The organism is Blastococcus sp. SYSU D00922 (assembly GCF_054050495.1).
The window spans coordinates 1-24,199 of sequence record NZ_JBJGZL010000013.1; the positions used below are offsets into that span (position 1 = coordinate 1).

The window sequence follows — 24,199 nt, forward strand, 5'->3', positions numbered from 1 at the left end:
GCGGCTTCGGGTGAGCCGAACCTGGACGGGAGGGGCGCGCCCCTCCCGTCCCGGTCACGCCCGTCGCCGGCCGAGGACCGCGAGGACGGCCAGGACGACGACGGCCGCGAGCTCCACCCAGAACGACTCCCACCACAGGCGTGCCGCGGTCGACTCGGTGAAGCCGAAGAGCCCGACGGTGGTGGCGAGCAGGAGGCCGCCGAGCGTCCCGGCCGCGGTGAGCGCCCCGACCGCGGCGACCCAGGTGACCAGGGCGCGCGGGATCACGAGCAGCAGGACCGCCAGGCCGAAGCCCGCGATCGTGTTCAGCAGGAACGCCGGCCCGATGACGTCGATGGACCGGTAGCCGTCGCCCCAGAGGTCCAGGTGGATCCACCCCATCGCGGCCAGGAGTGCCGCGCCGGCGAGGCGCAGGGCCCAGAGGAGCCCGGTGGCCCGGCGGTGGTCGGTGACGGGCGGCGCGGTCATCAGCTCACCTCGATGGTGGTCTCCATGCCCATCGCCCGGTGGTTGGCGATCGAGCAGTAGAGGACGTACCGGCCCGGCTCGAGGGTCACCGCGACCGTCGACGTCTGGCCCGGGTCGACGGCGTCGGCCGCCGCCACCTCCTGACCGTCGCGCTCGATGACCAGGTCGTGGGTGGAGCCGCCGTCGTTGACGAGCGTGAACACGACCTGCCCGGCGGTGAACGTGTCCTCGTCGACCGAGAACGCGAAGTCGCTCGCGGTCACGGTCACCGCCTCGCTCTCCTGCTCGGACGGCGAGGTGGGGGCGGCGCTCGTGGTTTCGCCGGCCGACGACGGCGCCTCCTCGGTGGTCGAGCTCGCCGGGGACGAGGACCCGGCGGCGGCGTCGTCGTCGCCGGAGCCGCCGCACGCGGCGAGGCCGGCGGCCAGGAGCAGCGTGGCCGCTCCTGCGGTCAACCGGTGGACGGGTGCGGAGCGGAGCCGGTGCGGCACGGCGGACCTCCTCGGGTGTTCAGGTGAGGCCGGTGACCTCCCGACACCACGTGACCACGGTTGCCAGGACGTCCTGGTTCACCGGCCCGCGGATCTCCCGCTTGTAGGCGCCCAGCGACGGCGGTCCCGCCTGGGTGCGCAGGGTGTGCGTGAGGTCGGGGACCAGCACCGCGGTGACCGGTCCGGGGACCGTCGCCTCGATCACGGGGAGGTCCGCGGGGTCGACCTGCAGGTCCTTCGCACCGGTGAGCGCCAGGACCGGGACCGTCACCCGGCGGAGGTCCTCGCGCGGGTCGTGCGCCAGGAACTCGCGGTGCCAGCGGGCGTTGAGCCGGGCGCCGCCGATCCGTGCGACGTCGGTGGTGGTGGCGCGGATGCGGTCGTGGTTGGCCGCGACCTTCCTGGCCAGGTCCACCCGGAACAGCCGGAGCAGCCCGCGGACGGGCGTCGGCAGGGTGGGAGCGATGCGGCGTGCCTGCCAGAGCAGCAGCTCGTCGCCGCGGGTGGCCGACATCGACAGCAGCACCAGACCGGCGGTCGGGGCGCCGCGGCCGGCGAGCGCGGCCGCGAGGATCGCTCCCTCGCTGTGCCCCGCGAGCAGGATGCGGTCGGCGTCCACCTCGTCGCGCGTCGCCAGCGCCTCACGGGCGCGGCCCAGGTCGTCGACGTTGTCGAACAGGCCGGCGGTCCGCCAGTCGCCGGGGCTCTCGCCGACCCCGCGCTTGTCGTAGCGGAGCGAGGCGAGCCCGCCGGCGGCGAGCGCGTGGGCCAGCTGACGGGCGACGCCGAAGCGGGCGCGCCGGTGGTCGGAGTCGCGGTCGAGCGGGCCCGAGCCCGAGGCGATGAGGACGGCCGGGGCTGGGAGCGGGCCGGCCGGCAGCGTGAGCGTGCCGTTCAGCGGGTTGTCGCCGGGCACCCGCAGGGGGAGCTCCCGCACGTCAGGCGAGGGCGCCGGCGAGTGCGGCGGCGTCGTCCGTGCTCACCAGCACGGTGTCGTAGCGCGCGCCTGCCAGCCGCAGCCGGACGGCGGGCCGTCCCCTGCGCACGGAGACCAGTATGCGCTCGCCGGGCCGTCGCCAGGTGCCGATCTTCCGCACGCCGGGCCAGGCCAGACCGGGAGCGCGGAGGCCCCGCGCGGCCGACAGGGGCTCCTGCACGACGTCGACCTCCCGGACGGCGGCGCGGTCGAACTCCACGTCGCGGAGGAGGCCCCAGAACTTCTCCGCGCGGGTGAGACGGACGGTCACGGTGGTGGGTGTCAGTTGCACGCGGGCCATGACCTCACTATTCTCGATGGTGAGAACGTTGTCAATCGCGAGAACGGTGGGAGGTCGCGTGCCGAGCGGTGAGCTGCTGCTGCACCCCGTGCGGCTGCGCGTCGTCCAGGCCTTCCTCGGGGAGCGCACGCTGACCACCGCGGATCTGCATGCCGAGCTGCCCGACGTCCCGCAGGCGACGCTCTACCGGCAGGTCGGCGTCCTGGCCGACGCCGGCGTCCTCGAGGTGGTGGGGGAGCGCAAGGTGCGCGGGGCGGCGGAGCGCAGCTACCGGCTGGACCTGGCGGCCGCCTCGGTCGGGCCCGACGAGGCCGCCGCGATGACGGCCGACGAGCACCGGCGCGCGTTCACCGTCTTCGTGGCCGGGCTGCTGGCCGACTTCGAGAGGTACGTCGCCCGCGCCTCGGCGGACGGCGTCGGGCTCGACCCGGCAGCGGACCGGGTGGGCTACCGGCAGGTGGCCGTGTGGGTCACCGACGAGGAGTTCGACGAGCTGGCCGGCGACCTGCGGGAGGCGCTGCGCGCACGCATGGCGAACGGCCCGGGCGGCGGACGGCGCCGCCGGCTGGTCACCACCGTCCACCTGCCCGCCGGCTGACCCGCGTCACCGGCGGGGTGCCACCCCGGGGCTGGGGGCGGCCCGCTCGACGTGCGCGTGCACCTCCACGTTCGCGCGGTGGGACCCCGGGGCGAAGACCTCCTCGAGCGGGGACATGACCGCGTAGCCCAGCCCGCGCCGGCGTGCCCGCCGGCCGAGCAGTGCGAAGAACACGGGGACGCCGACGAGCAGCGCGACCACCTGCAGCAGCAACGCCACTTCGCTCACCGGGCAACCATACGGCTCACTTCGCGGCCCGGCGCGCCTCCCGCGCGGCCTGCTTCGCCTGCTTCTTCGCCAGCTTGTTGGCCTTCTTGACCGTCACCCGCGGCTTGCGCTCGATGAGGCCGCGGGTCATGAGCCCGATGCCGATGCCGAGGAGCCAGCTGTCCTTGGCGATGGCGAGGCCCTGCTCGGTCGGCGCCAGGCTGCCCGGCTTCCGCATGCCCGGCGTCTTCAGGTACAGGCCGAGCAGCCCGCCGGAGAAGGCGGTGAGGGTCGCTCCGGCGACGAAGGTCGGCACGAACGGGGTGAGCAGGAGGCCTCCGACGACGATCTCCGCGGTCGCGAGGCCCTGGGCGAACTGCTGCGGCGGGATCGACTTGAGGAACGGGTAGGTGCCGGCCGCGAAGCCGTGCATGCCCGCGGCGGCCTCTTCGTCGGCGCCGCGCTTGCCGAGCCCGCTGTTGAGGATGAAGGCGCCGGCGGAGATGCGCGGGGCGATCTCGGACAGGGTGATGGGCAGGCCCATGGGTACCTCGCTCGTTCGTCGGGGATGCTCGTCCAGAGCTCAACCAGCTGCTCGGTCGGTGGCTCAGTGCCCACCGGCCCGCGCGTCAACCGTCCCGACGCCGCGCACCTCGGAGAGGTGACCGCCCGGGCGGACGCGCCGGTACCGGCGTCTCCGCGTGCCACTATGGCGGCGTGGCGCACACCTCTGCCTCGGCCGGCGCGCTGCTCCGGCACGTGCGGACCGGTCGTGCCCGCAGCCGGGCGGAGCTCGTCGCGCTGACCGGCGCCTCCCGCAACACGGTGAGCGCGCGGGTGGACCAGCTGATCGCCGCCAACCTCCTGGAGGAGGGCGGGCGGGGCTGGAGCACGGGCGGCCGCCCGCCGACCCTGCTGCAGTTCAACAGCCGGGCCGGGTGCGTGCTGGCCGTCGACATGGGGGCCACCAGCGTCGACGTCGCGGTCACCGACCTCTCCGCGCAGATCCTCGCGACCGTGGGCCACCCGATCGACATCGCCGAGGGGCCCGGCCCGGTGCTCGCCGAGGTGGACCGGCTCGCGCAGAAGGTGCTGGGGGAGGCGGGCGTGACACCGGCCGACGTGTGCGCCGTCGGGGTCGGCGTGCCCGGACCCGTGGAGTTCTCGACCGGCCGGCCGTCGCACCCGCCGATCATGCCGGGCTGGCACGACTACCCGATCCCGAGCGCGTTCGGGCGCTACGAGTGCCCCGTCTACGTCGACAACGACGTGAACGTCATGGCGCTGGGCGAGATCGGCGTCGCGGGGTCGTCGCAGGACCTGCTCGTGGTCAAGGTCGGGACGGGCATCGGCTGCGGGGTCATCGTCGACGGGCAGGTGTACCGCGGTGCGCAGGGCAGCGCCGGCGACATCGGGCACATCCACGTCGCCCAGCCCGACGGGCGCACGGTGACCTGCCGCTGCGGCCAGGAGAACTGCCTCGAGGCGATCGCCGGGGGAGGCGCCCTGCTGCGCGACGCCCTCGCCGCCGGCCTCCCGGTCGACAGCGTGCGCGCCGTCGTGGAGCTCGCCGCGCAGGGGGACGGCGCCGCCCTCGAGCTGGTGCGCAACGCCGGCCGCACCATCGGCACGGTGCTCGCCGCGCTGGTGAACTTCTTCAACCCGCACCGCATCGTCATGACCGGCGGCGTCGCGCGCGCCGGCGTCCCGCTGCTCGCGGGCATCCGAGAGGCGGTCTACCGGCGCTCGATGCCGCTGGCCGCCCGGGCGCTCGACATCACCGTCAGCGAGGCCCCCGACCGATCCGGTCGCGTGGGTGCGGCCCTGATGGCGATCGAAGGGTTCCTGGACGAGGACTCCGTCGTCGAGGCGCTGGCCCGGTAGCGCTGCGACCCTCCGGGTCGCCTCGGCCGAGAGCGGTCCCCCTGACGCGCTGAGCCGTTGCGTCGCGCCTCTGCGGCCCCCTCCCGGGGCCCACTCGGCACGACCGGGTGGAGCTTTCATCTCATTCCGATAACCGGGACCGGCGGCCCTTGACCGCGTGTGACCGCGGACATATGTTCTCGGCTGCGCCGACTAATGGTCAACGATGAGCAAAAGTCCCGGGTGATGATGTGAATGACCTTCCGACGGGTGCGTGCCCGTGACGGCCCCGCTGCTGGAGATGCACGGGATCGTCAAGACGTTCCCCGGTGTCCGCGCCCTCGGCGGGGTCGACCTGGACGTCCGCGCCGGCGAGGTGCACTGCCTGCTCGGCCAGAACGGCGCCGGCAAGTCCACGCTGATCAAGGTGCTGGCCGGGGCCCACCAGCCCGACGAGGGCACCATCACCTGGCGCGGCGAGCAGGTCTCGCTGCACGACCCGCAGTCCGCCATGCGCCTGGGCATCGCCACGATCTACCAGGAGCTCGACCTGGTGCCCGGCCTCACCGTGGCCGACAACATCTTCCTCGGCCGGGAGACCGCGCGGCTGGGGATCACCCGCCCCGCGGCCGCGAACCGGGCGGCCACGCAGCTGCTCACCCGGCTGGGGCACCCCGAGATCCGGCCCACCTCCGAGGTCGGCTCGTTGTCCGCGGCGCAGCAGCAGATGGTCAGCATGGCGCGGGCGCTGTCCCAGGACGCGAAGCTGATCATCATGGACGAGCCGTCCGCCGTCCTGGACAACGAGGAGGTCGAGCGGCTCTTCGGGGTCATCCGCGACCTCACCGCCCACGACGTCGCCGTGGTCTACATCTCCCACCGGCTCGAGGAGATCCGCGAGATCGGCGACCGGATCACCGTGCTCAAGGACGGGCGCACCGTCGCCACGGGCCTGCCCGCCCGGGACACCCCCACCCGCGACGTCATCACGCTGATGACCGGCCGCACGATCGAGTACGTCTTCCCGGAGCGGCGCACCGCCCCGACGGGCGCACCGCTGCTCGAGGTCGAGGGCCTGGGTCTGCGCGGCCACTTCGAGGGCGTCGGCCTCAGCGTCCGGCCCGGGGAGATCGTCGGCCTGGCCGGGCTCGTCGGCTCGGGCCGCTCGGAGATCCTCGAGACGATCTACGGCGCCCGCCGCGCCACGTCCGGCACGGTCCGGCTCGGCGGCAAGCGGCTGCGCAACGGCGACGTGGGGTCCGCCGTCGCCGCCGGCATCGGGCTGGCCCCCGAGGAGCGCAAGAGCCAGGCGCTGCTGCTCGACGACTCGGTCTACCGCAACATCACCGTCTCGAGCCTCCGCCGCTTCGCGCGCGGAGGGTTCCTGTCGGGGAACGCCGAGAAGTCGGCCGCCCGCGAGCAGACCCGGTCGCTGGACGTCCGGCCGGCCGACGTGACGCGCATCGTCCGGACGCTGTCCGGCGGCAACCAGCAGAAGGTCGTGCTGGCCCGTTGGCTGCTGCGCGACTGCCGGGTGCTGCTCCTCGACGAGCCCACCCGCGGTGTGGACGTCGGCGCGCGCTCGGAGATCTACGCGCTGGTCCGCGACCTGGCCGACCGCGGCGTGGCCGTCGTCGTGGTCTCCAGCGAGATCCCGGAGGTGCTCGGTCTGGCCGACCGGGTCCTCGTCATCGCCGACGGCGCCGTCGTCGCCGAGGCGCCGGCCGACGAGCTCGACGAGCACCGCGTGCTCGACCTGGTCATGGAAGGCACGCCGCACACCGGCACCGCACTGCACGAAGGGGACGTGGCATGAGCAGCGCACTGACCGGGACGACGCAGGAGGAGACGGCGTCGCAGAACGGGGGCCGGGCCGGCTTCATGTCCGGACCGATCGGCCGGAACCTCGGGCTGGTCGTCGCCCTGGCGATCCTCTGCATCGTCGGGGTCATCACGGCCGGCGACAGGTTCGCCGACGTCGACAACGTCCTCACCATCCTCCGGCTGGCCGCGGTCATCGGCGTGGTGAGCATCGGGATGACGTTCGTGATCATCGGCGGTGGCATCGACCTGTCGGTCGGGGCCATCCTCGCGCTGGCGTCGGTCTGGGCCACCACCCTCGCGACCCAGGCGCTGGCCGAGGACGTCCACTGGATCGTCATGGTCGTCACCGCGATCCTGGTCGGGGCCGGTGCGGGGCTGGTCAACGGTGTCGTCATCGCCTACGGCAAGCTCGTCGCCTTCATCGCCACGCTGGCCATGCTCGTCTCGGCCCGCGGTCTGGCCGAGATCATCGCCAACCGGCGCACCCAGATCGTGCAGGACCGGGACTTCCTGTCCTTCTTCTCCGGCGACGTCCTGGGCATCCCGACGCTGGTCATCATCTGGGCCCTGGTGTCCGTGGTCGGCTGGGTCCTGCTCAACCGGACGACGTTCGGCCGCCGCACCTTCGCCGTCGGCGGCAACGCCGAGGCCGCCCGCCTGGCCGGCATCCGCGTCCAGCGGCACACGGTGATGCTCTACGTGCTGTCCGGCGTCTGCTGCGGCATCGCCGCGGTGATGATGATGGCCCGCACCACGACCGGTAGCTCCACGCACGGCACGCTGTACGAGCTCCTCGCCATCGCGGCGGTCGTCATCGGCGGCACCCTGCTCATCGGCGGCCGGGGCACGATCGTCGGCACCGTCCTCGGCGTGCTGCTCCTCACGACGCTCGGCAACGTGTTCACGCTGAACAACCTGACGAGCTCGGCGCAGGCCGTCGCCCAGGGCGTGATCATCGTGCTCGCCGTCCTCCTGCAGATGCGCCTGGCCGGCGCCGAGGGCCGCAGCCGGAAGACGAAGTCGCCGGCGGCGACGGGCACGGCCGGCGGACCCGGAGGCGTGACGAGCGGCGCGGCCGCCGTGCCCGGCTCGCCGGCCGGCGCCGCCCAGGGCGGCGCGAGCGGCCCCACGACCTGACCCGCGCGCGGGTCAGCACCACCCCGGCGGGCCGCCCGGCCTCCCGGCGCACCACGGCACGGCAGTACCACCCCCTGGCGACGGAGTCAGGTGGCGAGAGCGAGGAGAGAACATTGTCTGCAACGAGGCAGCGCGGGTACCGCCGCGTGACGTCCACCGCGGTCGCGTTCATCGGCGCCGGCGTGCTTCTCGCCGGCTGCACCGGGAACACGCCCGAGTCCTCCGGCGGTGGCGGCGGCAACAACGCCGCCAGCGACAACGACGAGGAGGGCGAGACCGTCACCATCGGGTTCTCCGCCCCCGCGGCCGACCACGGCTGGATGGCCGGCATCACCGAGGCCGCGCGCGCCGCGGCCGAGGAGTACGGCGACATCGAGCTGCAGGTCGCCGAGGGCACCAACGACGTCAGCACCCAGATCAGCCAGGTCGAGACCTTCATCAACGACGGCGTCGACGCCATCGTCCTGCTGCCGTTCGACGGCGCCGCGATGACCCCCGTCGCGCTGCAGGCGATGGAGGCCGGCATCCCGGTCATCAACGTCGACCGCGAGTTCGACAGCCCGTTCGCCGCCCGCGCCACGATCCTGGGCGACAACTACGGCATGGGTGTCTCGGCCGGCACCTACATCTGCGAGGAGCTGGGCGACCAGCCCGACGCCGTGGTCGCCGAGATCGCCGGCATCGACTCGCTGCCGCTGACCCAGGACCGCAGCCAGGGCTTCTCCGACGCGCTGTCCGACTGCGGGCTCGAGGTCAGCAACCGCGTCGCCGCCGACTTCACCGTCGAGGGCGGCGAGGAGGCGGCGGCCAACCTGCTCCAGGCCGCTCCGCAGATCGACGCCATCTGGAACCACGACGACGACCAGGGCGTCGGCGTCCTGGCCGCCATCGAGAACGCCGGCCGCGACGAGTTCTTCATGGTCGGCGGCGCCGGTTCGGCGAACGCGATGCGGGCCATCCAGGCCGGTGACTCGGTCCTCCAGGCGACGGTCATCTACCCGCACACCCAGGCGGCTGACGGTGTCCGCCTGGCCCGCCTCGTGGCGCAGGGCAAGAGCATCTCGGACCTGGAGTCGCAGGGCGTGCCGCGGACGATCGTCCTCAACGCCCCGGTCGTGACCGCGGACAACGTCGACGACTTCATCGACGCCGCCTTCGAGTCCTGACCGACTGATCCGGAGCCGCCGGGTGGGTGTCCCCACCTGCCCGGCGGCTCCGCTCCACCCAGGAGCCCCCTCATGACCAGCACGCACGGCACGCCGGCCCTCCGCGTCGGCCTCGTCGGTTACGCCTTCATGGGCGCCGCCCACTCGCAGGCCTGGCGGACCGCCCCCCACTTCTTCGCCCTCCCGCTGCGGCCGGAGCTCACCGTGCTGGCCGGCCGCGACGCCGCCCGCGTCGCCGAGGCCGCCGACACGCTGGGGTGGTCGTCCACCGAGACCGACTGGCGCCGCGTCGTCGAGCGCGACGACGTCGACCTGGTCGACGTCTGCACGCCCGGCGACACCCACGCCGAGATCGCGATCGCCGCCCTCGAGGCGGGCAAGCACGTGCTCTGCGAGAAGCCGCTGGCCAACTCCGTCGCCGAGGCGGAGGCGATGGCCGAGGCCGCCGCCAAGGCCGCGGCCCGCGGCGTGCGGTCGATGGTCGGCTTCACCTACCGCCGGGTGCCGGCCATCGGGCTGGCCCGCAAGCTGGTCGCCGACGGCCGGCTGGGCGACATCCGGCACGTGCGGGCTCAGTACCTGCAGGACTGGATCGCCGACCCCGCCGCGCCGATGTCGTGGCGGCTGGAGAAGGACAAGGCCGGCTCGGGTGCGCTCGGTGACATCGGGGCGCACATCGTCGACCTGACGCAGTACATCACCGGCCAGCACCTGACCGGCGTCAGCGCGATGCTCGAGACGTTCGTCAAGGAGCGTCCGCTGCCCGCCTCGGCCGGCTCGCTCACCGGCGTCGGCGGCGAGGGGACCGGCACGGTCACCGTGGACGACGCCGCCGTGTTCCTCGGCCGGTTCACCGGCGGGGCGCTGGGCGTCTTCGAGGCCACGCGGTTCGCGCTCGGCCGCAAGAACGGCATCCGCATCGAGATCAACGGGTCGGCGGGCAGCCTGGCGTTCGACTTCGAGGACATGAACGTCCTGGAGTTCTTCGACGGCAGCGAGCCCGCGGAGACCGCCGGCTTCCGCCGGGTCATCGTGACCGAGCCGGAGCACCCGTACGTCGCCGCGTGGTGGCCGGCCGGGCACGGTCTGGGCTACGAGCACGGCTTCACCCACCAGGTCGTCGACCTGGTCACCGCGATCGCGGAGAACACCGACCCGGCGCCGTCGTTCGCCGACGGACTGCAGGTGCAGCGGGTGCTCGACGCCGTGGAGCGCAGCGCCGGCGACCGCTCGACCTGGACCGAGTTCCCGTCATGACCCGAGAGGACATCTGATGCCCCGTCCCGTCACCCTCTTCACCGGCCAGTGGGCCGACCTGCCGTTCGAGGAGGTGGCCCGGCTCGCCTCGGAGTGGGGGTACGACGGCCTGGAGATCGCCTGCTGGGGCGACCACCTCGACGTCGAGCGCGCCGCGAACGACGACTCGTACGTGCAGGAGAAGCTGGACCTGCTCAAGCGCTACAACCTGCAGGTCTTCGCGATCTCGAACCACCTCAACGGCCAGGCGGTCTGCGACGACCCGATCGACGAGCGGCACCGCGGCATGGTGCACCCGCGCGTCTGGGGCGACGGCGACCCCGAAGGCGTCCGCCAGCGCGCCGCCGAGGAGATGAAGCTGACCGCCCGTGCGGCGGCGAAGCTCGGCGTGAAGACCGTCGTCGGCTTCACCGGGTCCAAGATCTGGAAGACCGTCGCGATGTTCCCGCCGGTGCCCGAGTCGATGATCGAGGACGGCTACCGCGACTTCGCCGACCGCTGGAACCCGATCCTCGACGTCTTCGACGAGGTCGGCGTGCGGTTCGCCCACGAGGTCCACCCGTCGGAGATCGCCTACGACTACTGGACGACGGTCCGCACCATGGAGGCCATCGGCCACCGCGAGGCGTTCGGGCTCAACTGGGACCCGTCGCACTTCGTGTGGCAGGACCTGGACCCGGTGTCGTTCATCTGGGACTTCAAGGACCGGATCTACCACGTCGACTGCAAGGACGCGAAGAAGCAGGTCGGCAACGGGCGCAACGGCCGCATGGGCTCGCACCTGCCCTGGGCCGACCCGCGGCGCGGGTGGGACTTCGTGTCCACGGGCCACGGCGACGTCCCGTGGGAGGCCTGCTTCCGGATGCTCAACACCATCGGCTACGACGGGCCGATCTCGGTGGAGTGGGAGGACGCCGGCATGGACCGCCTCGTCGGCGCCCCCGAGGCGCTGGAGTTCGTGCGCCGGCTGGCGTTCGACCCGCCGGCCGCGGCCTTCGACGCCGCCTTCTCCAGCGGGAACTAGCAGAGCTGCACCGGGGCGGGCGGGCTTCCGTCGCGCACCCGCACCCGGTGCGTCATGGGTGCCGACTCGTCGTCATGTCAACCGGCTGACATGTCGACGAGTCGGCACTCGTCGTCCGTGGGGTCAGCGGCCGCCGCGGCGCGAGCGGGCGCTGAAGGAGGCGGCGGACGTCGTCCCCGCCCGCGCGGCCAGCTCGGCGCGGGTGCGCGCGGGGCCGGACGCGCGGCCCGACCCACCACGCGAGGCGCCGGACGACGACGTCGCCTTGGGCGCACCGCCACCGGAACCGCCGCGACGGCGACGGCCGCCGCCGTTGCCCTGGGGCTGCGGCTCGGGCGCCGGGGCCGGCTCGACGTAGGGCGCGGCCGGGCCGGTGAGTGCCTTGATCTCCGGCGCACCCGGCCGCACGACGCTGACCTTCGGGGTGATCCCGGCCTGGCGCGCGAGCGTGCGAACCTCGCCGGCCTGGTCGGGCGTCGACACGGTGACGACGGCGCCCTCGGCGCCCGCTCGGGCCGTGCGGCCGGAACGGTGCAGGTACGCCTTGTGCTCGGCCGGCGGGTCGACGTGCACGACCAGCGCGACGTCGTCCACGTGGATGCCGCGCGCGGCGATGTCGGTCGCGCACAGCACCCGGCTCGCACCCGTGGTGAACGCCTCGAGGTTGCGCTCGCGGGCGTTCTGGCTGAGGTTGCCGTGCAGGTCGACCGCCGGGATGCCCTGGGCGGTGAGCTGCTTGGCCAGCTTCTTGGCCTGGTGCTTGGTGCGGGTGAACAGCACGCTGCGCCCGAGGCCCGAGGCGAGCTGGCGCACGACCTCGGCCTTGTCCGCGTTCTGCACCTGCAGGACGTGGTGGGTCATCGTGCTCACCGGTGCCACGGCCGGGTCGACCGAGTGCGTGATCGGGTCGCTCAGGTAGCGCTTGACCAGGACGTCGACGCCGTTGTCCAGCGTGGCCGAGAAGAGCAGCCGCTGGCCGACCTTCGGAGTGCGGTCCATGAGGCGCTTCACGCCGGGCAGGAAGCCGAGGTCGGCCATGTGGTCGGCCTCGTCCAGGATCGTGATCTCGACGGCGCCGAGGTCGCAGTGACCCTGGCCGATGAGGTCCTCGAGCCGGCCGGGGCAGGCGATGAGCACGTCGATGCCGCCGGCCAGCGCCTGCACCTGCGGGTTCTGGCCGACGCCGCCGAAGATCGTCGTCGTCTTCATGCCCAGGGCGGTGGCCATCGGCTCGACGACGGCGGCGACCTGATTGGCCAGCTCGCGGGTCGGCACGAGGATCAGCGAGCGCGGGCGCTTGGGCTGCCGGCGGCTGTCCGAGGCGGCCAGGCGGGCGACCAGCGGGATGCTGAAGGCGAGCGTCTTGCCCGAGCCGGTGCGGCCACGGCCGAGCACGTCGCGGCCGCCGAGGCTGTCGGGCAGCGTGGCGACCTGGATCGGGAAGGGCGCGGTGATGCCGCTGGCCGAGAGCACCTCGACGATCGGCGCGGGGACGCCGAGGGCGTCGAAGGTGGTGTCGGTGGGGAGGACGGTCGCGGGTGCCTGGACGGGCACGACGGCCGGCGCCACGGGCGCGGCGGCGGGCGCCGCCTGCTGGACCTGCGGCTCGCCCGCGGGACGGGTGCCGCGACCGCGGCCGCCGCGACGGCGGCGGGGACGGTCGGAGCTCTGGGTGGTGCCGTTCTGCGAAGTCATGGGTTCCTCGACGCTCGAGTGGCCGCACGACACCTCGGCGGGCGCGTGCCGGCGCACCTGCTCGGGGCAGGGCGGGCTCACTCCGTCGGCGAGACGTCGGTCAGCCGGGCGCACCTCGGTGGCGCAGCCTCAGCCCGACGTCGATTCCTGCCGCTCAGGGTGAGCGAGGGCGGCGCCGGTACTCCTCACTCAACCAGAGATCGCCCGCCCGTGGTCCCACGGCGGGGGAGTCGCCGGTCACATCGGGTGAGCGACCGGTCCGCGGTAGGTGCGGCGGTAGGCCAGCGGAGCGACGCCGATCGCGGCGTGCAGGTGCTGGCGCAGCGAGGCGGTGGTGCCGAAGCCGGCCTGCTCGGCGACCCGCTCGACCGGGACGTCGGTCGACTCCAGCAGCCGGCGGGCGAGCGCGACCCGCTGCTGGACCAGCCAGCGGGTGGCCGAGAGGCCCGTCTCGTCGCGGAACCGCCGGGTGAACGTGCGGACGCTCATCCGGGCGTGGTGCGCGAGGTCGGCCAGGGTGAGCGGCTCGTCGAGGTGCTCGAGCGCCCAGGCGCGGGTGGCCGCCGTCCCGGAGTCGCCGGCCTCGGGCACCGGCCGCTCGATGAACTGCGACTGCCCGCCGTCCCGCCACGGCGCCACGACGCTGCGCCGGGCGACCCGGCTGGCCACCTCGCTGCCGTGGTCGCGGCGGATCACGTGCAGCAGGACGTCGATGCCCGCGGCGTTGCCGGCGGAGGTGAGCACGTCGCCGTCGTCGACGAACAGGACGTCCGGGTCGAGGGCCACCTGAGGGAACAGCCGGGCGAAGGCGGGGGCGTGCACCCAGTGGGTGGTCGCCGGCCGGCCGTCGAGCAGGCCGGCGGCGGCCAGGACGAAGGCGCCGGTGCAGATGGAGACCAGCCGCGCGTGCGCGGCCGTCTCGCGCAGCAGGTCGGCCAGCTCGTCGGGCACGGTGCCCTCGGTCATCGCCGACGTGCCGTAGACGCCGGGGACGACGACGGTCTGCGCCGTCCGGAGGATGGAGGCGTCGTGCTCGGGCAGGACCGAGTAGCCGGCCGACGTCCGCACGGGGCCGCCGTCGAGGCTGGCCACCCGGACCCGGTACAGCTTCCGGCCGTCGGGCCCTGCCGCGCTGCCGAGGAACTGGTGGGGGAGCCCGACCTCGTAGGCCATCGTCTCCGGCAGGGCCAGGACGGCGACCTCGTGCCGCTCAGCGGTCATGGCCGGATCCTTGCACATGTTGGCCGTCGGGCCACTCCCTCCGGCGGGCCCGATCCGCCATGCTCTCCGTCGTGACCGCCCTCGCCCCGCCGCGCGCGCACCGCATCCACCCCGCGTGGTGGGTCGCCGCCGTGACCTTCCTGGCCCTCGTCGGAGCGGCCGCGTTCCGCGCGGTGCCGGGTGTGCTGATCGACCCCCTGCGGGCGGAGTTCGGCTGGTCGGTGTCGACCATCTCGGCCGCCGTCGCCATCAACATGGCGCTCTACGGGCTGACCGCGCCGTTCGCCGCCGCGCTCATGGAGCGGTTCGGCATCCGCCGTGTCGTCATGGGGGCGCTGCTGGTGGTGGCGCTGGGCAGCGGGCTCACCGTCTTCATGACCGCCAGCTGGCAGCTGCTCCTGCTGTGGGGCGTGCTGGTCGGCCTGGGCGCCGGCTCGATGGCGCTGTCGCTGGTGGCGACGGTGACCGGCCGCTGGTTCGTCGCCCGGCGCGGTCTGGTCTCCGGCATCCTCACCGCCGGCGGTGCGGCGGGGCAGCTGATCTTCCTGCCGCTGGTGGCCTGGATCGACTCGGAGTGGGGCTGGCGGGCGGCGTCGCTGGGCACGACGGCGGCGGCGCTGGCCGTCCTGCCGCTGGTCGCCTGGCTGCTGCGCGACCGGCCCCGTGACGTCGGCGCCGTCCCCTACGGCGGGACCGCGGCCGACGACGTCGAGCCGGTGCGCACCGGCGCCGCGCGGGCCGCCCTCCAGGGTCTGGTGCTCGCCGCGAAGAGCCGGCCGTTCTGGCTGCTGGCCGTCGGGTTCTTCATCTGCGGGATGTCGACCAACGGGCTGGTGCAGCCGCACTTCATCCCGGCGGCGCACGACCACGGGCTGCCCGTGACCACGGCGGCCGGCCTGCTCGCCGTCGTCGGCATCTTCGACATCGCCGGCACCGTGTTCTCCGGCTGGCTGACCGACCGCGTCGACCCGCGGGCGCTGCTGCTGGCCTACTACGGGCTGCGCGGGCTGTCGCTGTTCGCGCTGCCGACCCTGTTCGGGCCGGAGCTGCACCTGAGCATGGTCGCGTTCATCGTCTTCTACGGCCTGGACTGGGTGGCCACCGTGCCGCCGACGCTGGCGCTGTGCCGCGAGCACTTCGGCGCCCGCGCGCCCGTCGTCTTCGGCTGGGTGTTCGCCTCGCACCAGGTCGGCTCGGCGGTCGCGGCGTTCGGCGGCGGCGTGATCCGCGACGTCACCGGCTCCTACGACCTGGCCTGGTTCCTCGCCGGCGGGTTGTGCATGGTGGCCGCCGTCGCGTCGATCTCCATCCGCCGCAACCTGCCGCCGCCGGCGCGGACCGCGCTGCCGACCGACCGCGAGGAAGCCGCCGCCGCCCAGGCCCACGGCTGACGCCGACGGGGGCCGTGGTGGCCACTTCGGCCCCCCGGGCCTCCTAGAGGGCGGCGGCGAGGGCGGGGTCGACGGAGCGGCCGAGGATGAGGTCCGCGGCGCGCTCGGCGATCATGATCGTCGGCGCGTTGGTGTTGCCCCGCACCAGCGTCGGCATCACCGAGGCGTCGGCGACCCGCAGGCCCTCGATGCCGCGCACCCGCAGCTGCGAGTCCACGACCGCCTGGTCGTCGACGCCCATCCGGCACGACGAGACCGGGTGGTACAGCGACTCGAGGGTCTCCTTCACCTTCGCGCGGAGGGCGTCGCGGCCCTGCACGTCCTTGCCCGGCGACCACTCGCCGGCCAGGACCGAGGCGAGCGGCCCGACGCCGGCGATGTCGCGCGCCTTCTCCACGCCGGTCACCAGCGCCTCGAGGTCGCGCTCGTCGGTGAGGTAGCCGGCGTCGATGGACGGCGCCCACGACGGGTCGGCCGACCGCAGCCGCACCGAGCCGCGCGAGTGCACGTGCACCAGGACGACGAGCGTGCTGAAGGCCTCGACGTCCGGGTCGATCTCCGCCTGCTTCCAGAACTTGACCGGCAGGAAGTGGTACTGCAGGTCCGGCTCGGCGAGCTCGGGGGAGGAGCGGGTGAAAAGCCCCGCCTCGGCGAGGTTGGAGGTCAGCGGGCCGCGGCCGGCCGCCTTCCACCGCGCCAGGTTGAGCGGCGTCTCGGCCAGGCGCAGCGACCTGCCCGACCGCACGTCGTAGACCATCGGCACCAGCGGGTGGTCCTGCAGGTTCGCGCCCACGCCCGGCAGGTCGTGGACGACGTCGACGCCCACCTCGCGCAGGTGGTCGGCGGGCCCGATGCCCGACAGCATCAGCAGCTGCGGCGAGTTGATCGCGCCGCCGGAGAGCACCACCTCGCGGGTGGCGCGCACGGTGTGCACGCGGCCGCCGGCGCGGTACTCGACGCCGGTCGCCCGGCCGTTCTCCACCAGCACCCGGGTGGTGAGGGCCCCTGTCCGCACGGTCAGGTTGGGACGGCGCTCCGCGGGGTGCAGGTACGCAGCGGCCGACGACCAGCGGCGCCCGCGCTTCTGCGTCACCTGGTACTGCCCGACGCCCTCCTGCGTCTCACCGTTGAAGTCGTCGTTGCGCGGGTAGCCGGCGGCGACCGCCGACTGGACGACGGCGCGGGTCCACGGGTGCGGCGACCGCAGGTCCTCGACCCGCAGCGGGCCGCCGACGCCGTGGAAGCGGTCGGCGCCGCGCTCGTTGTCCTCCATGCGGCGGAACAGCGGCAGCACGTGGTCGTAGGACCAGGCCTTGTCCCCGGTCAGCTCGGCCCACTCGTCGTAGTCGGCCCGGGCGCCGCGGATGTAGATCATCGCGTTGATCGACGACGAGCCGCCGAGCAGCTTGCCGCGCGGCCAGAACAGCTTGCGGCCGTCGAGCCCCGGCTGCGGCTCCGTCGTGTAGTTCCAGTCGAGCCGGGTGCGCCACGTCTTGTAGAGCCCGGCCGGGATCTGGACCTCGAGGACGTCGTCGGAGCCGCCCGCCTCGAGCAGCAGCACCCTCAGCGTCGGGTCCTCCGACAGCCGGCCGGCCAGCGCGCAACCGGCCGACCCGGCGCCGACGACGACGACGTCGTACTCGGTGTCGAGTTCGGTCACCGGTGCCGCCCGTGGATCATGCCCATGACGCGGGCGACGGCGTCGGTGGCCGACGCCGGGCGGCTGAAGCTCATGAGGTTCACCGGCAGGGCGTAGCGCTGCCGGGTGATGGCCTTGGCGCGGGTGAACTCCTTGAGCCCGTCCTCGCCGTGGATCCGGCCGAAGCCGCTCTCGCCGACGCCGCCGAAGGGCAGCGCGGGCACCGAGGCGAAGGTGAGCACCGAGTTCACCGACGTCATGCCGCTGCGCATCCGGCGGGCCAGCTCCAGGCCCCGCGCCTTCGACTTCGTGAACACCGAGCCGGCGAGGCCGTAGCTGGTGGCGTTCGCCTTCTCGAGCGCCTCCTCGGCGTCGCGCACCCTGGTGATCGCCAGGGTCGGCCCGAACGTCTCCTCCTGGATGGCGGGGGAGTCCTCGGGGACGTCGAGCAGCACGGCGGGCGCCAGGAAGTTCTCGCTCGGGAAGAGGTTCGGGTCGGCCTCGCCGCGGACCACGCGGCCGTTCGCGGCGGCGTCCGAGACGTGCCGGCGGACGGTGTCGCCCTGCGAGGCCATCGTCATGGGGCCGTAGGTCGCCTCGTCGTCCGAACCCGGGCGGAGCCGGCGCACCTGCTCGGTCACCTCGGCGACGAACCGGTCGTAGACCTTGCTGGTGGCGTAGACCCGCTCGATGCCGATGCAGGTCTGCCCGGCGTTGCTCATCGCGCCCCAGACGGCGGCGTCGGCGGCGGCCACCACGTCGGCGTCGTCGTCGACGATCATCGCGTCCTTGCCGCCGAGCTCCATGAGCACCGGGGTGAGGGTCTCCGCGCAGGTGGCCATGACCTTGCGGCCGGTCGGCGCCGAGCCGGTGAAGGCCAGCTTGCCGACGCCGGCCCGGCAGAGGGCCGCGCCGGTCTCGCCGTAGCCGGTGACGACCTGGAACGCGTCCTCGCAGTCGGGGACGGCGGCCCGCCACGCGGCGGCCAGCCACGCCCCGACGGCGGGCGTGTACTCCGACGGCTTGAAGACGACGGCGTTGCCCGCGGCGAGCGCGTAGGCGATGGAGCCCATCGGCGTGAACACCGGGTAGTTCCACGGGCCGATGACGCCGACGACGCCGAGCGGCTGGTACTCGAGGTAGGCGGCGTGGTTGGCCGCCAGCATCCCGGCCTTCACCCGGCGCGGGCCGAGTGTCTTCCGGGCGTTGGCGCCGGCCCAGGCCAGGTGGTCGACGGCGAGCGTGATCTCGAGGATCGCGTCGGCGTGCGGCTTGCCGTTCTCGCGGTGCACGAGGTCGGCGAGCTCGTTCATCCGGCGGGCGAGGTAGCCGCGGTAGGCCGCCAGGCGCGCCTTGCGCCCGTCGAACCCGAGGTCGGCCCAGTGCGCGGCGGCGGTGCGGGCCCGCGCGACGGTCTCCTCGACGGCCTCGGTGTCGTGCACCGGGAAGACGCCGACGACCGCACCGGAGGCGGGGTTCGTCGACTCGAACGTCTGGGTGGTGTCGTGGCGGTCCACCGTGCCCGCGGAGGCGTCGGTGACGGTGTCCATCTGCTCGACGAGCGACATGTGGCGCAGGTTACCTGCGAGTCACTTGTCCCGGCACGGGGAGACCCGAGCGGGGACGGGCGGCAGAGGGGTGGCTCAGCCCTCGTCGGCCTCGATCTCGGCCCAGACGGTCTTGGTGCCGCGGTCGACGAACCAGCCGTGCCGCTTCGACAGGTCGGCGACCAGGTAGAGGCCGAAGCCGCCGAGCCCGGGGTCGCGGCCCACCGCCGGGGTGGGCGGCACCTCGGTGGAGGAGTCGCTGACCGCGAGCAGCCAGCGATCGCCCGTGCGGCTGAGCGCGGTGGCGACGGGGGCGCCACCGTGCCGGAGGGCGTTGGACGTGAGCTCGTCGGCGATGAGCACGAGCCGCTCCGACCAGTGCTCCCGCTCGGGGTGCACGACGGTCGCGCTGCCGGTGAGGGACCGGCGCAGCCGGGCCCGCAGCTTCGCCAGCTCCGAGAGCGAGTGCAGCTGCTCGCACCAGAGCTCGCGGAAGCCGAACGGGGACGGCGCCGACTCCCAGAGCGCCACGGTCACCGCCTCGTCGGCCGGGCCCGGTTCCGGGCCGTCTGCCACGCCCGGGTCCGGGCGCGGTCCTGCAGGCGTCGGGTGCCCGCCGCCCGGGGCGGCGAACCCCGGTGTCACCCCATAGTTGGAGATCGTCGGACGCCCCGCCGAACTAGTGTCGTGGAGGGATCCGCCGCGCCGCCAGGGAGGCCCCCGAGCCCATGCAGACCCCGCTCGCCGGTGACCCGTTCGGCACCGCGGCCGTCCGGCGGCGCGTGCTGGCCGCGTGGTCGGCCGACCCGGCCCGTTTCCGGGAGGACGCCAACGCCGAGGAGGACCTGGTCCGCGGTGGCTACCGCGACCGGCTGGTCGTCGAGCTCGCGCAGAACGCGGCGGACGCCGCCGTCCGCGCCGGGGTGCCCGGCCGGCTGCGGCTGGAGCTCTCCGACGCGACGCTGCGGGCGGCCAACACCGGCGCACTGCTCGACGCGGCCGGCGTCCAGGGGCTGGCGACGCTGCGGGCCTCGGCCAAGCGGGACGACGCGGCGGCCGTCGGGCGCTTCGGGGTCGGGTTCTCCGCCGTCCTGGCCGTGACCGACGAGCCGGCGGTGCTCTCGGAGGCCGGCGGCATGCGGTTCAGCGCCGACCTGACCCGGGCCGAGGTCGCCGCGGTGCCGGCCCTCGCGGCCGAGGTCGCGCGCCGGGACGGCGGGGTGCCGGTGCTGCGGCTGCCCTGGCCGGCCGAGGGGTCGCCGCCCGAGGGCTTCGCCACGGAGGTGGTGCTGCGGCTGCGCGCCGGGGCCGAGGAATCGGTCGCCCGGGCCCTCGACGATCTCCCGCCGGAGCTGCTGCTCGCCCTGCCGGGCCTGGCGGAGATCGAGGTCGTGTCCGGCGGCCGGTGCCGCAGCCTGCGCATCGAGCGCTCCGGCGGGTCCGCGCGGATCACCGACGGCACCGGGACGACGACGTGGGCGGTCGCGGAGCGGTCGGGCGAGCTCGCGGCGGACCTGGTCGCCGACCGGCCGGTGGAGGAGCGGTCCCGCCGGGCCTGGACCGTGACGGCGGCAGTGCCCCTCGACGACGACGGCCGCCCGCGACCCCTGCCGGGCGCCCAGGTGGTGCACGCACCGACGCCGAGCGACGAGCCGCTGTCGGTGCCGGTGCGGCTGATCGCGCCCTTCCCGCTCGGGCCGGACCGCCGCCACGTCGCGCCCGGCCCGGTCACCGACGCCCTGGTGGGGGCGGCCGCCGCGACGGTCGGCGACCTGGTGACCGGACTGCCCGCCGATCCCGCGGTGCTGGCGCTGGTGCCGCGGGTGGGCCTGGCCGGGGCCGCCCTCGACGCCGCGCTGTGCGCCGCGGTCCTGGACCGGCTGCGGACGGTGGCCTGGCTGCCCGTGGCGGCCGATCCCGCGGCGCGGCAGACCGCCGACCGCGCGACCGCCCTCGACGACCCCACCGACGAGCGGGTCGCCGCGCTGCGGGACGTCGTGCCGGGGCTCCTGCCCGCCGCCTGGTCGCGGCGCTCCGACGGCGGCGCGCTCACCGCGCTCGGCGTCCGGCGCATCGGGACGGCGGAGGCGGTGGAGGCTGTCCGCGGGGTCGAGCGGCCCCCGTCCTGGTGGGCGGCGCTGTACTCCGCCCTGGACGGCGCCGACCGCGAGGAGCTCGCTGCCCTGCCGGTGCCGCTCGCCGACGGCCGGCTGGCGCACGGTCCGGCCGGGGTGCTGCTGCCGGAGGAGGGGCTCCCGGTCCGCCGCCTCGGTGCGCTCGGGCTGCGGCTGGCGGAGCCGGACGCGGTCGCCCCGCGCGCTGCCCGCCTGCTGCTGGAACGCCTCGGCGCCCGGCCCGCGACCGCGCACGCCGTGCTCGCCGACCCGGGCGTGCGGGCCGCCGTCGAGGCGTCGATGGACTCGGTCGAGGACGCGCTGGAGAGCGCGCCGGATCCGGAGGACCTCGCGGAGGCGGTGCTGGCCCTGGTGGCGGCGGCCCGGCCGGCGGTGGGGGAGCTGCCGTGGCTGGCCGAGCTCGCCCTGCCCGACGCGGACGGCGGCTGGGCACCCGCCGGGGAGCTCGTGCTGCCGGGGTCGGTGCTCGCGGGAGTCCTGGCCGAGGGGGCGCTGGGGGTGCTGGACCCGCGGACGGCGGCGGCCACCGACCCGGACGTGCTGCGGGCCGTCGGCGTGCTCGACACCTTCGCGCTCGTGCGCGCCGACCACCCCGACGACCTCGACGTCGACGGCGCCGAGGAATGGGTGGACGCCGTCCTCGACCGCCTCCCGCACGACGCCCCGCCGCCCGGGTGGCCCGCGGTGGTCGCCGTCCGCGACCTCGAGCTGGTCACGGACTGGGAGCGCGCGCTGCCGCTGGCCGCCGCACTCCCGGCGGACGCCTGGGCCGACGTCGACCTGGGCGGTGTCGCGGTACCGGGGTACCTGCGGTGGTGGCTGCTCACGCACCCGGTGCTGGCCGGCCGGCGTCCCGACCGGCTCCGGCACCCCGAGAGCACGGAGTTACAGGGACTGTACGAACCCGCGCACGGGCCGGCCGGGCTCCTGGCCCTGCTCCGGCCACCGGCGACGGTCGGTGACGTCCTCGCCGACGTCGACGCCGCCATCGATCTGCTCGACCGGCTCGGGAACCCGGCGCTGACGGTGCGCCCCGACGTCCTCCGCACCGTCTACGCCCGCCTGGCAGTGGCACTCGAGGGCATCGACGTCGACCCACCGGACCGGGTGCGGGTCGCGCCGGACCGGGTGGTCGAGGACGCCGTGGTGCTGGACGCCCCGTGGTTGCAGCCACTGGTGCGAGCGCCCATCGTCCCTGCCGGTGGTGCGCCCGGAGCGGTCGCGGACCTGCTCGACCTGCCGCTGGCCAGCGAGGTCGTCAGGGGCGCGCCGACGGGCCCGGGGGAGCGGCGCGCCTGGGCGGACGTGCCCGGTGCCGACCTGGCCGCCGCCCGGCTCGGCGTCGACCGCCTGGCCGGTGACGTCGTCGTCCACGAGCGGCTGGTCGTCGACGGGCGGCCCGTCAGCTGGTGGCCGGACGGGGACGTCGACCACGTGGACGGCACCCCGGAGGGGCTCGGCCGCGCCCTGGCGTGGCGGGCCGGGGCGTGGTCGGCGCGCCAGGCGCTGGCCGAGGCCTTCGCGCACCCCGACCGCGTCCTCGACCTGGCGGCCGAGGACGCGGTCGGGGGCTGAAGGATCTCTTCCGGTCAGGCTCCACCGGCCCTCTCCGGAGGCTCGCCGCGAGCGGGCGAGCGGTGAGAGGGAGGGGGTCCTTCTACTGGCCCCAGCGCGGGATCGCGGCCGCACCCGGGGCGTGGCCGTGGGTGGACGGGCGCCCGCCGCGCCGCCCGGCCGGTGCACCGGGTCCGGGGGCGCGGGAGGTGGCGCGCCAGCACTCGAAGAGCGAGCGCCAGTGCACCGCGGTGAGCGCCGTGGGCCGCGTGGTCGGCGGCAGGCCCTCCTGGCGGAGCCAGCGGACACCGGCGGTGCCGGGGAGCTGGGCGCGCAGCAGCGCACCGAGCGGAGCGCCGGCCGAGGCGAGCACGGCGCCGGCGAGCCGGTCGAACGCCGCGGTGTCGGACTCGGGCAGGGCGGCGCGGGCGGCGGCCGCGGGGCCGTCGCCGACAGGGGTGGGACGTGACACGGGGTGCCTCCGGGAGAGGTCGCAGGGGTGCCCGGGGACGCCGGAGCAGCCCCGCCGGGCAGAGGGAGCGGGCACCCGGAGGAGTCACGGGTGCCGACGGCGGGCGGCGATGCCGCTCCGCGGGAGTGGTCGGCTCAGACGGTGCGCGCGCGCACGGAGTACCGCATGCCGGGAAGGCTAGGGACGGTCCGCGGACGCGTCGAGCGAATAACCGCCTACTGCCCCTGGCCGGCCTTCTTCGCCTCCTGGCGGGCCCGGTGCGCCTCCCACTTCACGCGGTCGCGCTCCCGGGCGGCCGCCCCCCGCTCCCACTTCTCCTTGCGCCGGCGGGCGCGCTGGAGCTCCCGCTCCTCGAAGGTGGAGTGCCGGTCCCAGTCGGCGGCCAGGACGGCGATGCCCACGACGGTGACCAGCACGATCGCCACGAAGGTGGCGACGACCGGGTCGAGCAGCAGGTAGGCGGCGACCGACACGGCCACCGCGACCGCGCCGCCCACTGCCCACCGAGTCCTCACGCGCACCAGTATCCGCCGGCCGGGCGCCCGCTCGCGGCCGCTCCCCGTGTGACGGATGGGACACGTGCGGGGGCGGAAGCCTTGCGGTCGGAGAGCCGGATCCCTACGGTCATGGGTAGCGGTTCAACAGTCAGCCGTCTCGCCAGTTCCGCCGCCTCCGCCTCGGAGGCCCCGTCGCTGGTCCGGTTTCACCGCCTCGAGAGGCACATCCGTGACCGCTTCCTCACTCGAACCCACCACCACGGACCTCGTGTCCGTCGACGTGTCGGGCACCGGCTCGTCGGTCTGCGTCACCGCGTCCGGTGAGGTCGACTCGACCTCGGCTCCCGTCCTCCGCCAGCAGCTCGAGACCCTCCTCGAGGGCGGCGACGTCCGCGAGCTCACCGTCGACCTCGGGCAGGTCACCTTCCTCGACTCCGCCGGCCTGTGCGTCCTCGCCGCGGCCCACCGCCGTGCCGTGCGACAGGACGTGACGATGCGGGTGCTGGCGTCCTCGCGGGCGGTCATCCGCCCGCTGCAGATCACCGGCCTGTGGGAGCTCCTCAAGGCCGAGCGCGTGGGCGACAGCGCCGCGCAGGGCGTCGCCTGACCCCTCCAGCCGCACCTCCCCGCCCCCGCTGACCGGGCCGCTCGCGCGGCCGCGTGCCCGCGGGGGCAGACTCGGTGCCGCCGTCCCCGGCTGACGGGGCGGGGCTCGGTCGAGAGGTTCAGGGAGGAC

At 74.7% G+C, this 24,199-nt stretch carries 23 protein-coding genes; 10 read left to right on the forward strand and 13 right to left on the reverse strand.

All coding sequences use genetic code 11. The features are described 5' to 3' along the window. Positions 1-54: 54 nt before the first annotated feature. Genes ACI78T_RS16805 through ACI78T_RS16820 form a run of 4 tightly spaced genes read right to left on the reverse strand, consistent with a single transcriptional unit; the run spans position 55 to position 2,236 of the window. A complete protein-coding gene (locus ACI78T_RS16805) occupies positions 55-468 on the reverse strand; it encodes a hypothetical protein (RefSeq protein WP_456559261.1) in 414 nt (137 codons plus the stop codon). After that, the gene (locus ACI78T_RS16810) at positions 468-959 is read right to left on the reverse strand and encodes a plastocyanin/azurin family copper-binding protein (RefSeq protein ID WP_456559262.1); all 492 of its coding nucleotides are present in this window, start codon (positions 957-959) and stop codon (positions 468-470) included. The genes ACI78T_RS16805 and ACI78T_RS16810 overlap by 1 nt, the downstream gene beginning before the upstream one ends. Before the next feature lie 19 nt (positions 960-978). Then, a complete protein-coding gene (locus ACI78T_RS16815; protein ID WP_456559263.1) occupies positions 979-1,896 on the reverse strand; it encodes an alpha/beta hydrolase family protein in 918 nt (305 codons plus the stop codon). 1 nt (position 1,897) lies between these two features. Then, positions 1,898-2,236, reverse strand: coding sequence for a hypothetical protein (locus ACI78T_RS16820; protein WP_456559264.1), 339 nt, complete (start codon positions 2,234-2,236; stop codon positions 1,898-1,900). A 58-nt stretch (positions 2,237-2,294) separates the two neighbouring features. Here ACI78T_RS16820 and ACI78T_RS16825 point away from each other — a divergent pair, with 58 nt between their 5' ends. Then, positions 2,295-2,834 (forward strand): helix-turn-helix domain-containing protein, encoded by a 540-nt coding sequence (locus ACI78T_RS16825; protein WP_456559265.1) that lies wholly within the window; start codon positions 2,295-2,297, stop codon positions 2,832-2,834. A 6-nt stretch (positions 2,835-2,840) separates the two neighbouring features. On the opposite strand, the gene ACI78T_RS16830 is transcribed toward ACI78T_RS16825, so the two are convergent. After that, positions 2,841-3,062 (reverse strand): hypothetical protein, encoded by a 222-nt coding sequence (locus ACI78T_RS16830; protein WP_456559266.1) that lies wholly within the window; start codon positions 3,060-3,062, stop codon positions 2,841-2,843. Positions 3,063-3,078: 16 nt separating this feature from the next. Then, entirely contained in the window at positions 3,079-3,585 is a 507-nt protein-coding gene (locus ACI78T_RS16835; RefSeq protein WP_456559267.1) for a hypothetical protein, read from the reverse strand. A 173-nt stretch (positions 3,586-3,758) separates the two neighbouring features. Between ACI78T_RS16835 and ACI78T_RS16840 the strand changes: the two genes are divergently transcribed. From ACI78T_RS16840 to ACI78T_RS16865, 6 genes are all read left to right on the forward strand, one after another. Next, positions 3,759-4,925, forward strand: a complete 1,167-nt coding sequence (locus ACI78T_RS16840) for an ROK family protein (protein ID WP_456559268.1) — start codon at positions 3,759-3,761, stop codon at positions 4,923-4,925. 259 nt (positions 4,926-5,184) lie between these two features. Next, positions 5,185-6,720 carry a sugar ABC transporter ATP-binding protein gene (locus ACI78T_RS16845; protein ID WP_456559269.1) on the forward strand — a complete coding sequence of 512 codons (1,536 nt, stop codon included), beginning with the start codon at positions 5,185-5,187 and terminating at the stop codon, positions 6,718-6,720. Beyond that, positions 6,717-7,865 carry an ABC transporter permease gene (locus ACI78T_RS16850; protein ID WP_456559270.1) on the forward strand — a complete coding sequence of 383 codons (1,149 nt, stop codon included), beginning with the start codon at positions 6,717-6,719 and terminating at the stop codon, positions 7,863-7,865. The genes ACI78T_RS16845 and ACI78T_RS16850 overlap by 4 nt, the downstream gene beginning before the upstream one ends. A 146-nt stretch (positions 7,866-8,011) precedes the next feature. After that, positions 8,012-9,031, forward strand: a complete 1,020-nt coding sequence (locus tag ACI78T_RS16855) for a substrate-binding domain-containing protein (RefSeq protein ID WP_456559271.1) — start codon at positions 8,012-8,014, stop codon at positions 9,029-9,031. Positions 9,032-9,103: 72 nt separating this feature from the next. After that, complete coding sequence (locus ACI78T_RS16860; protein ID WP_456559272.1) at positions 9,104-10,288, forward strand: Gfo/Idh/MocA family protein; 1,185 nt, start codon at positions 9,104-9,106, stop codon at positions 10,286-10,288. Positions 10,289-10,304: 16 nt separating this feature from the next. Beyond that, positions 10,305-11,312 carry a sugar phosphate isomerase/epimerase family protein gene (locus ACI78T_RS16865; protein ID WP_456559273.1) on the forward strand — a complete coding sequence of 336 codons (1,008 nt, stop codon included), beginning with the start codon at positions 10,305-10,307 and terminating at the stop codon, positions 11,310-11,312. A gap of 123 nt (positions 11,313-11,435) precedes the next feature. Here ACI78T_RS16865 and ACI78T_RS16870 read toward each other — a convergent pair whose 3' ends face one another. Both ACI78T_RS16870 and ACI78T_RS16875 read right to left on the reverse strand, forming a co-directional pair. Further along, the gene (locus tag ACI78T_RS16870; RefSeq protein ID WP_456559274.1) at positions 11,436-13,007 is read right to left on the reverse strand and encodes a DEAD/DEAH box helicase; all 1,572 of its coding nucleotides are present in this window, start codon (positions 13,005-13,007) and stop codon (positions 11,436-11,438) included. Between the two features lie 237 nt (positions 13,008-13,244). After that, positions 13,245-14,228, reverse strand: a complete 984-nt coding sequence (locus ACI78T_RS16875) for a GlxA family transcriptional regulator (protein WP_456559275.1) — start codon at positions 14,226-14,228, stop codon at positions 13,245-13,247. A 71-nt stretch (positions 14,229-14,299) separates the two neighbouring features. Between ACI78T_RS16875 and ACI78T_RS16880 the strand changes: the two genes are divergently transcribed. Further along, positions 14,300-15,619: an MFS transporter gene (locus tag ACI78T_RS16880; protein WP_456559276.1), complete on the forward strand. Its 1,320-nt coding sequence runs from the start codon at positions 14,300-14,302 to the stop codon at positions 15,617-15,619. Between the two features lie 43 nt (positions 15,620-15,662). On the opposite strand, the gene ACI78T_RS16885 is transcribed toward ACI78T_RS16880, so the two are convergent. The 3 genes from ACI78T_RS16885 to ACI78T_RS16895 all read right to left on the reverse strand — a co-directional run bounded on the left by ACI78T_RS16885 (position 15,663) and on the right by ACI78T_RS16895 (position 19,381). After that, positions 15,663-17,279: a GMC family oxidoreductase gene (locus tag ACI78T_RS16885; RefSeq protein ID WP_456559277.1), complete on the reverse strand. Its 1,617-nt coding sequence runs from the start codon at positions 17,277-17,279 to the stop codon at positions 15,663-15,665. Then, the gene (locus tag ACI78T_RS16890) at positions 17,276-18,826 is read right to left on the reverse strand and encodes an aldehyde dehydrogenase family protein (protein WP_456559278.1); all 1,551 of its coding nucleotides are present in this window, start codon (positions 18,824-18,826) and stop codon (positions 17,276-17,278) included. Before ACI78T_RS16890 ends, ACI78T_RS16885 begins: the two co-directional genes overlap by 4 nt. Before the next feature lie 75 nt (positions 18,827-18,901). Next, on the reverse strand, positions 18,902-19,381 hold the full coding sequence (locus tag ACI78T_RS16895) for an ATP-binding protein (RefSeq protein ID WP_456559279.1): 480 nt from the start codon (positions 19,379-19,381) through the stop codon (positions 18,902-18,904). Between the two features lie 152 nt (positions 19,382-19,533). Here ACI78T_RS16895 and ACI78T_RS16900 point away from each other — a divergent pair, with 152 nt between their 5' ends. Beyond that, positions 19,534-22,515, forward strand: a complete 2,982-nt coding sequence (locus tag ACI78T_RS16900) for a sacsin N-terminal ATP-binding-like domain-containing protein (protein WP_456559280.1) — start codon at positions 19,534-19,536, stop codon at positions 22,513-22,515. 82 nt (positions 22,516-22,597) lie between these two features. On the opposite strand, the gene ACI78T_RS16905 is transcribed toward ACI78T_RS16900, so the two are convergent. Both ACI78T_RS16905 and ACI78T_RS16910 read right to left on the reverse strand, forming a co-directional pair. Beyond that, the gene (locus tag ACI78T_RS16905; protein WP_456559281.1) at positions 22,598-22,966 is read right to left on the reverse strand and encodes a hypothetical protein; all 369 of its coding nucleotides are present in this window, start codon (positions 22,964-22,966) and stop codon (positions 22,598-22,600) included. Positions 22,967-23,181: 215 nt separating this feature from the next. Then, positions 23,182-23,481 (reverse strand): hypothetical protein, encoded by a 300-nt coding sequence (locus ACI78T_RS16910; RefSeq protein ID WP_456559282.1) that lies wholly within the window; start codon positions 23,479-23,481, stop codon positions 23,182-23,184. 211 nt (positions 23,482-23,692) lie between these two features. Here ACI78T_RS16910 and ACI78T_RS16915 point away from each other — a divergent pair, with 211 nt between their 5' ends. Beyond that, complete coding sequence (locus tag ACI78T_RS16915; protein WP_456559283.1) at positions 23,693-24,070, forward strand: anti-sigma factor antagonist; 378 nt, start codon at positions 23,693-23,695, stop codon at positions 24,068-24,070. The last annotated feature ends 129 nt before the right edge of the window (positions 24,071-24,199 follow it).

What these genes read in the sequence shown, in the direction of transcription:
- ACI78T_RS16805 (WP_456559261.1), bottom strand. Translation starts at nt 468, where the DNA reads ATGACCGCGCCGCCCGTCACCGACCACCGCCGGGCCACCGGGCTCCTC.
- ACI78T_RS16820 (WP_456559264.1), bottom strand. Translation starts at nt 2,236, where the DNA reads ATGGCCCGCGTGCAACTGACACCCACCACCGTGACCGTCCGTCTCACC.
- ACI78T_RS16835 (WP_456559267.1), bottom strand. Translation starts at nt 3,585, where the DNA reads ATGGGCCTGCCCATCACCCTGTCCGAGATCGCCCCGCGCATCTCCGCC.
- ACI78T_RS16850 (WP_456559270.1), top strand. Translation starts at nt 6,717, where the DNA reads ATGAGCAGCGCACTGACCGGGACGACGCAGGAGGAGACGGCGTCGCAG.
- ACI78T_RS16860 (WP_456559272.1), top strand. Translation starts at nt 9,104, where the DNA reads ATGACCAGCACGCACGGCACGCCGGCCCTCCGCGTCGGCCTCGTCGGT.
- ACI78T_RS16865 (WP_456559273.1), top strand. Translation starts at nt 10,305, where the DNA reads ATGCCCCGTCCCGTCACCCTCTTCACCGGCCAGTGGGCCGACCTGCCG.
- ACI78T_RS16870 (WP_456559274.1), bottom strand. Translation starts at nt 13,007, where the DNA reads ATGACTTCGCAGAACGGCACCACCCAGAGCTCCGACCGTCCCCGCCGC.
- ACI78T_RS16875 (WP_456559275.1), bottom strand. Translation starts at nt 14,228, where the DNA reads ATGACCGCTGAGCGGCACGAGGTCGCCGTCCTGGCCCTGCCGGAGACG.
- ACI78T_RS16890 (WP_456559278.1), bottom strand. Translation starts at nt 18,826, where the DNA reads ATGTCGCTCGTCGAGCAGATGGACACCGTCACCGACGCCTCCGCGGGC.
- ACI78T_RS16900 (WP_456559280.1), top strand. Translation starts at nt 19,534, where the DNA reads ATGCAGACCCCGCTCGCCGGTGACCCGTTCGGCACCGCGGCCGTCCGG.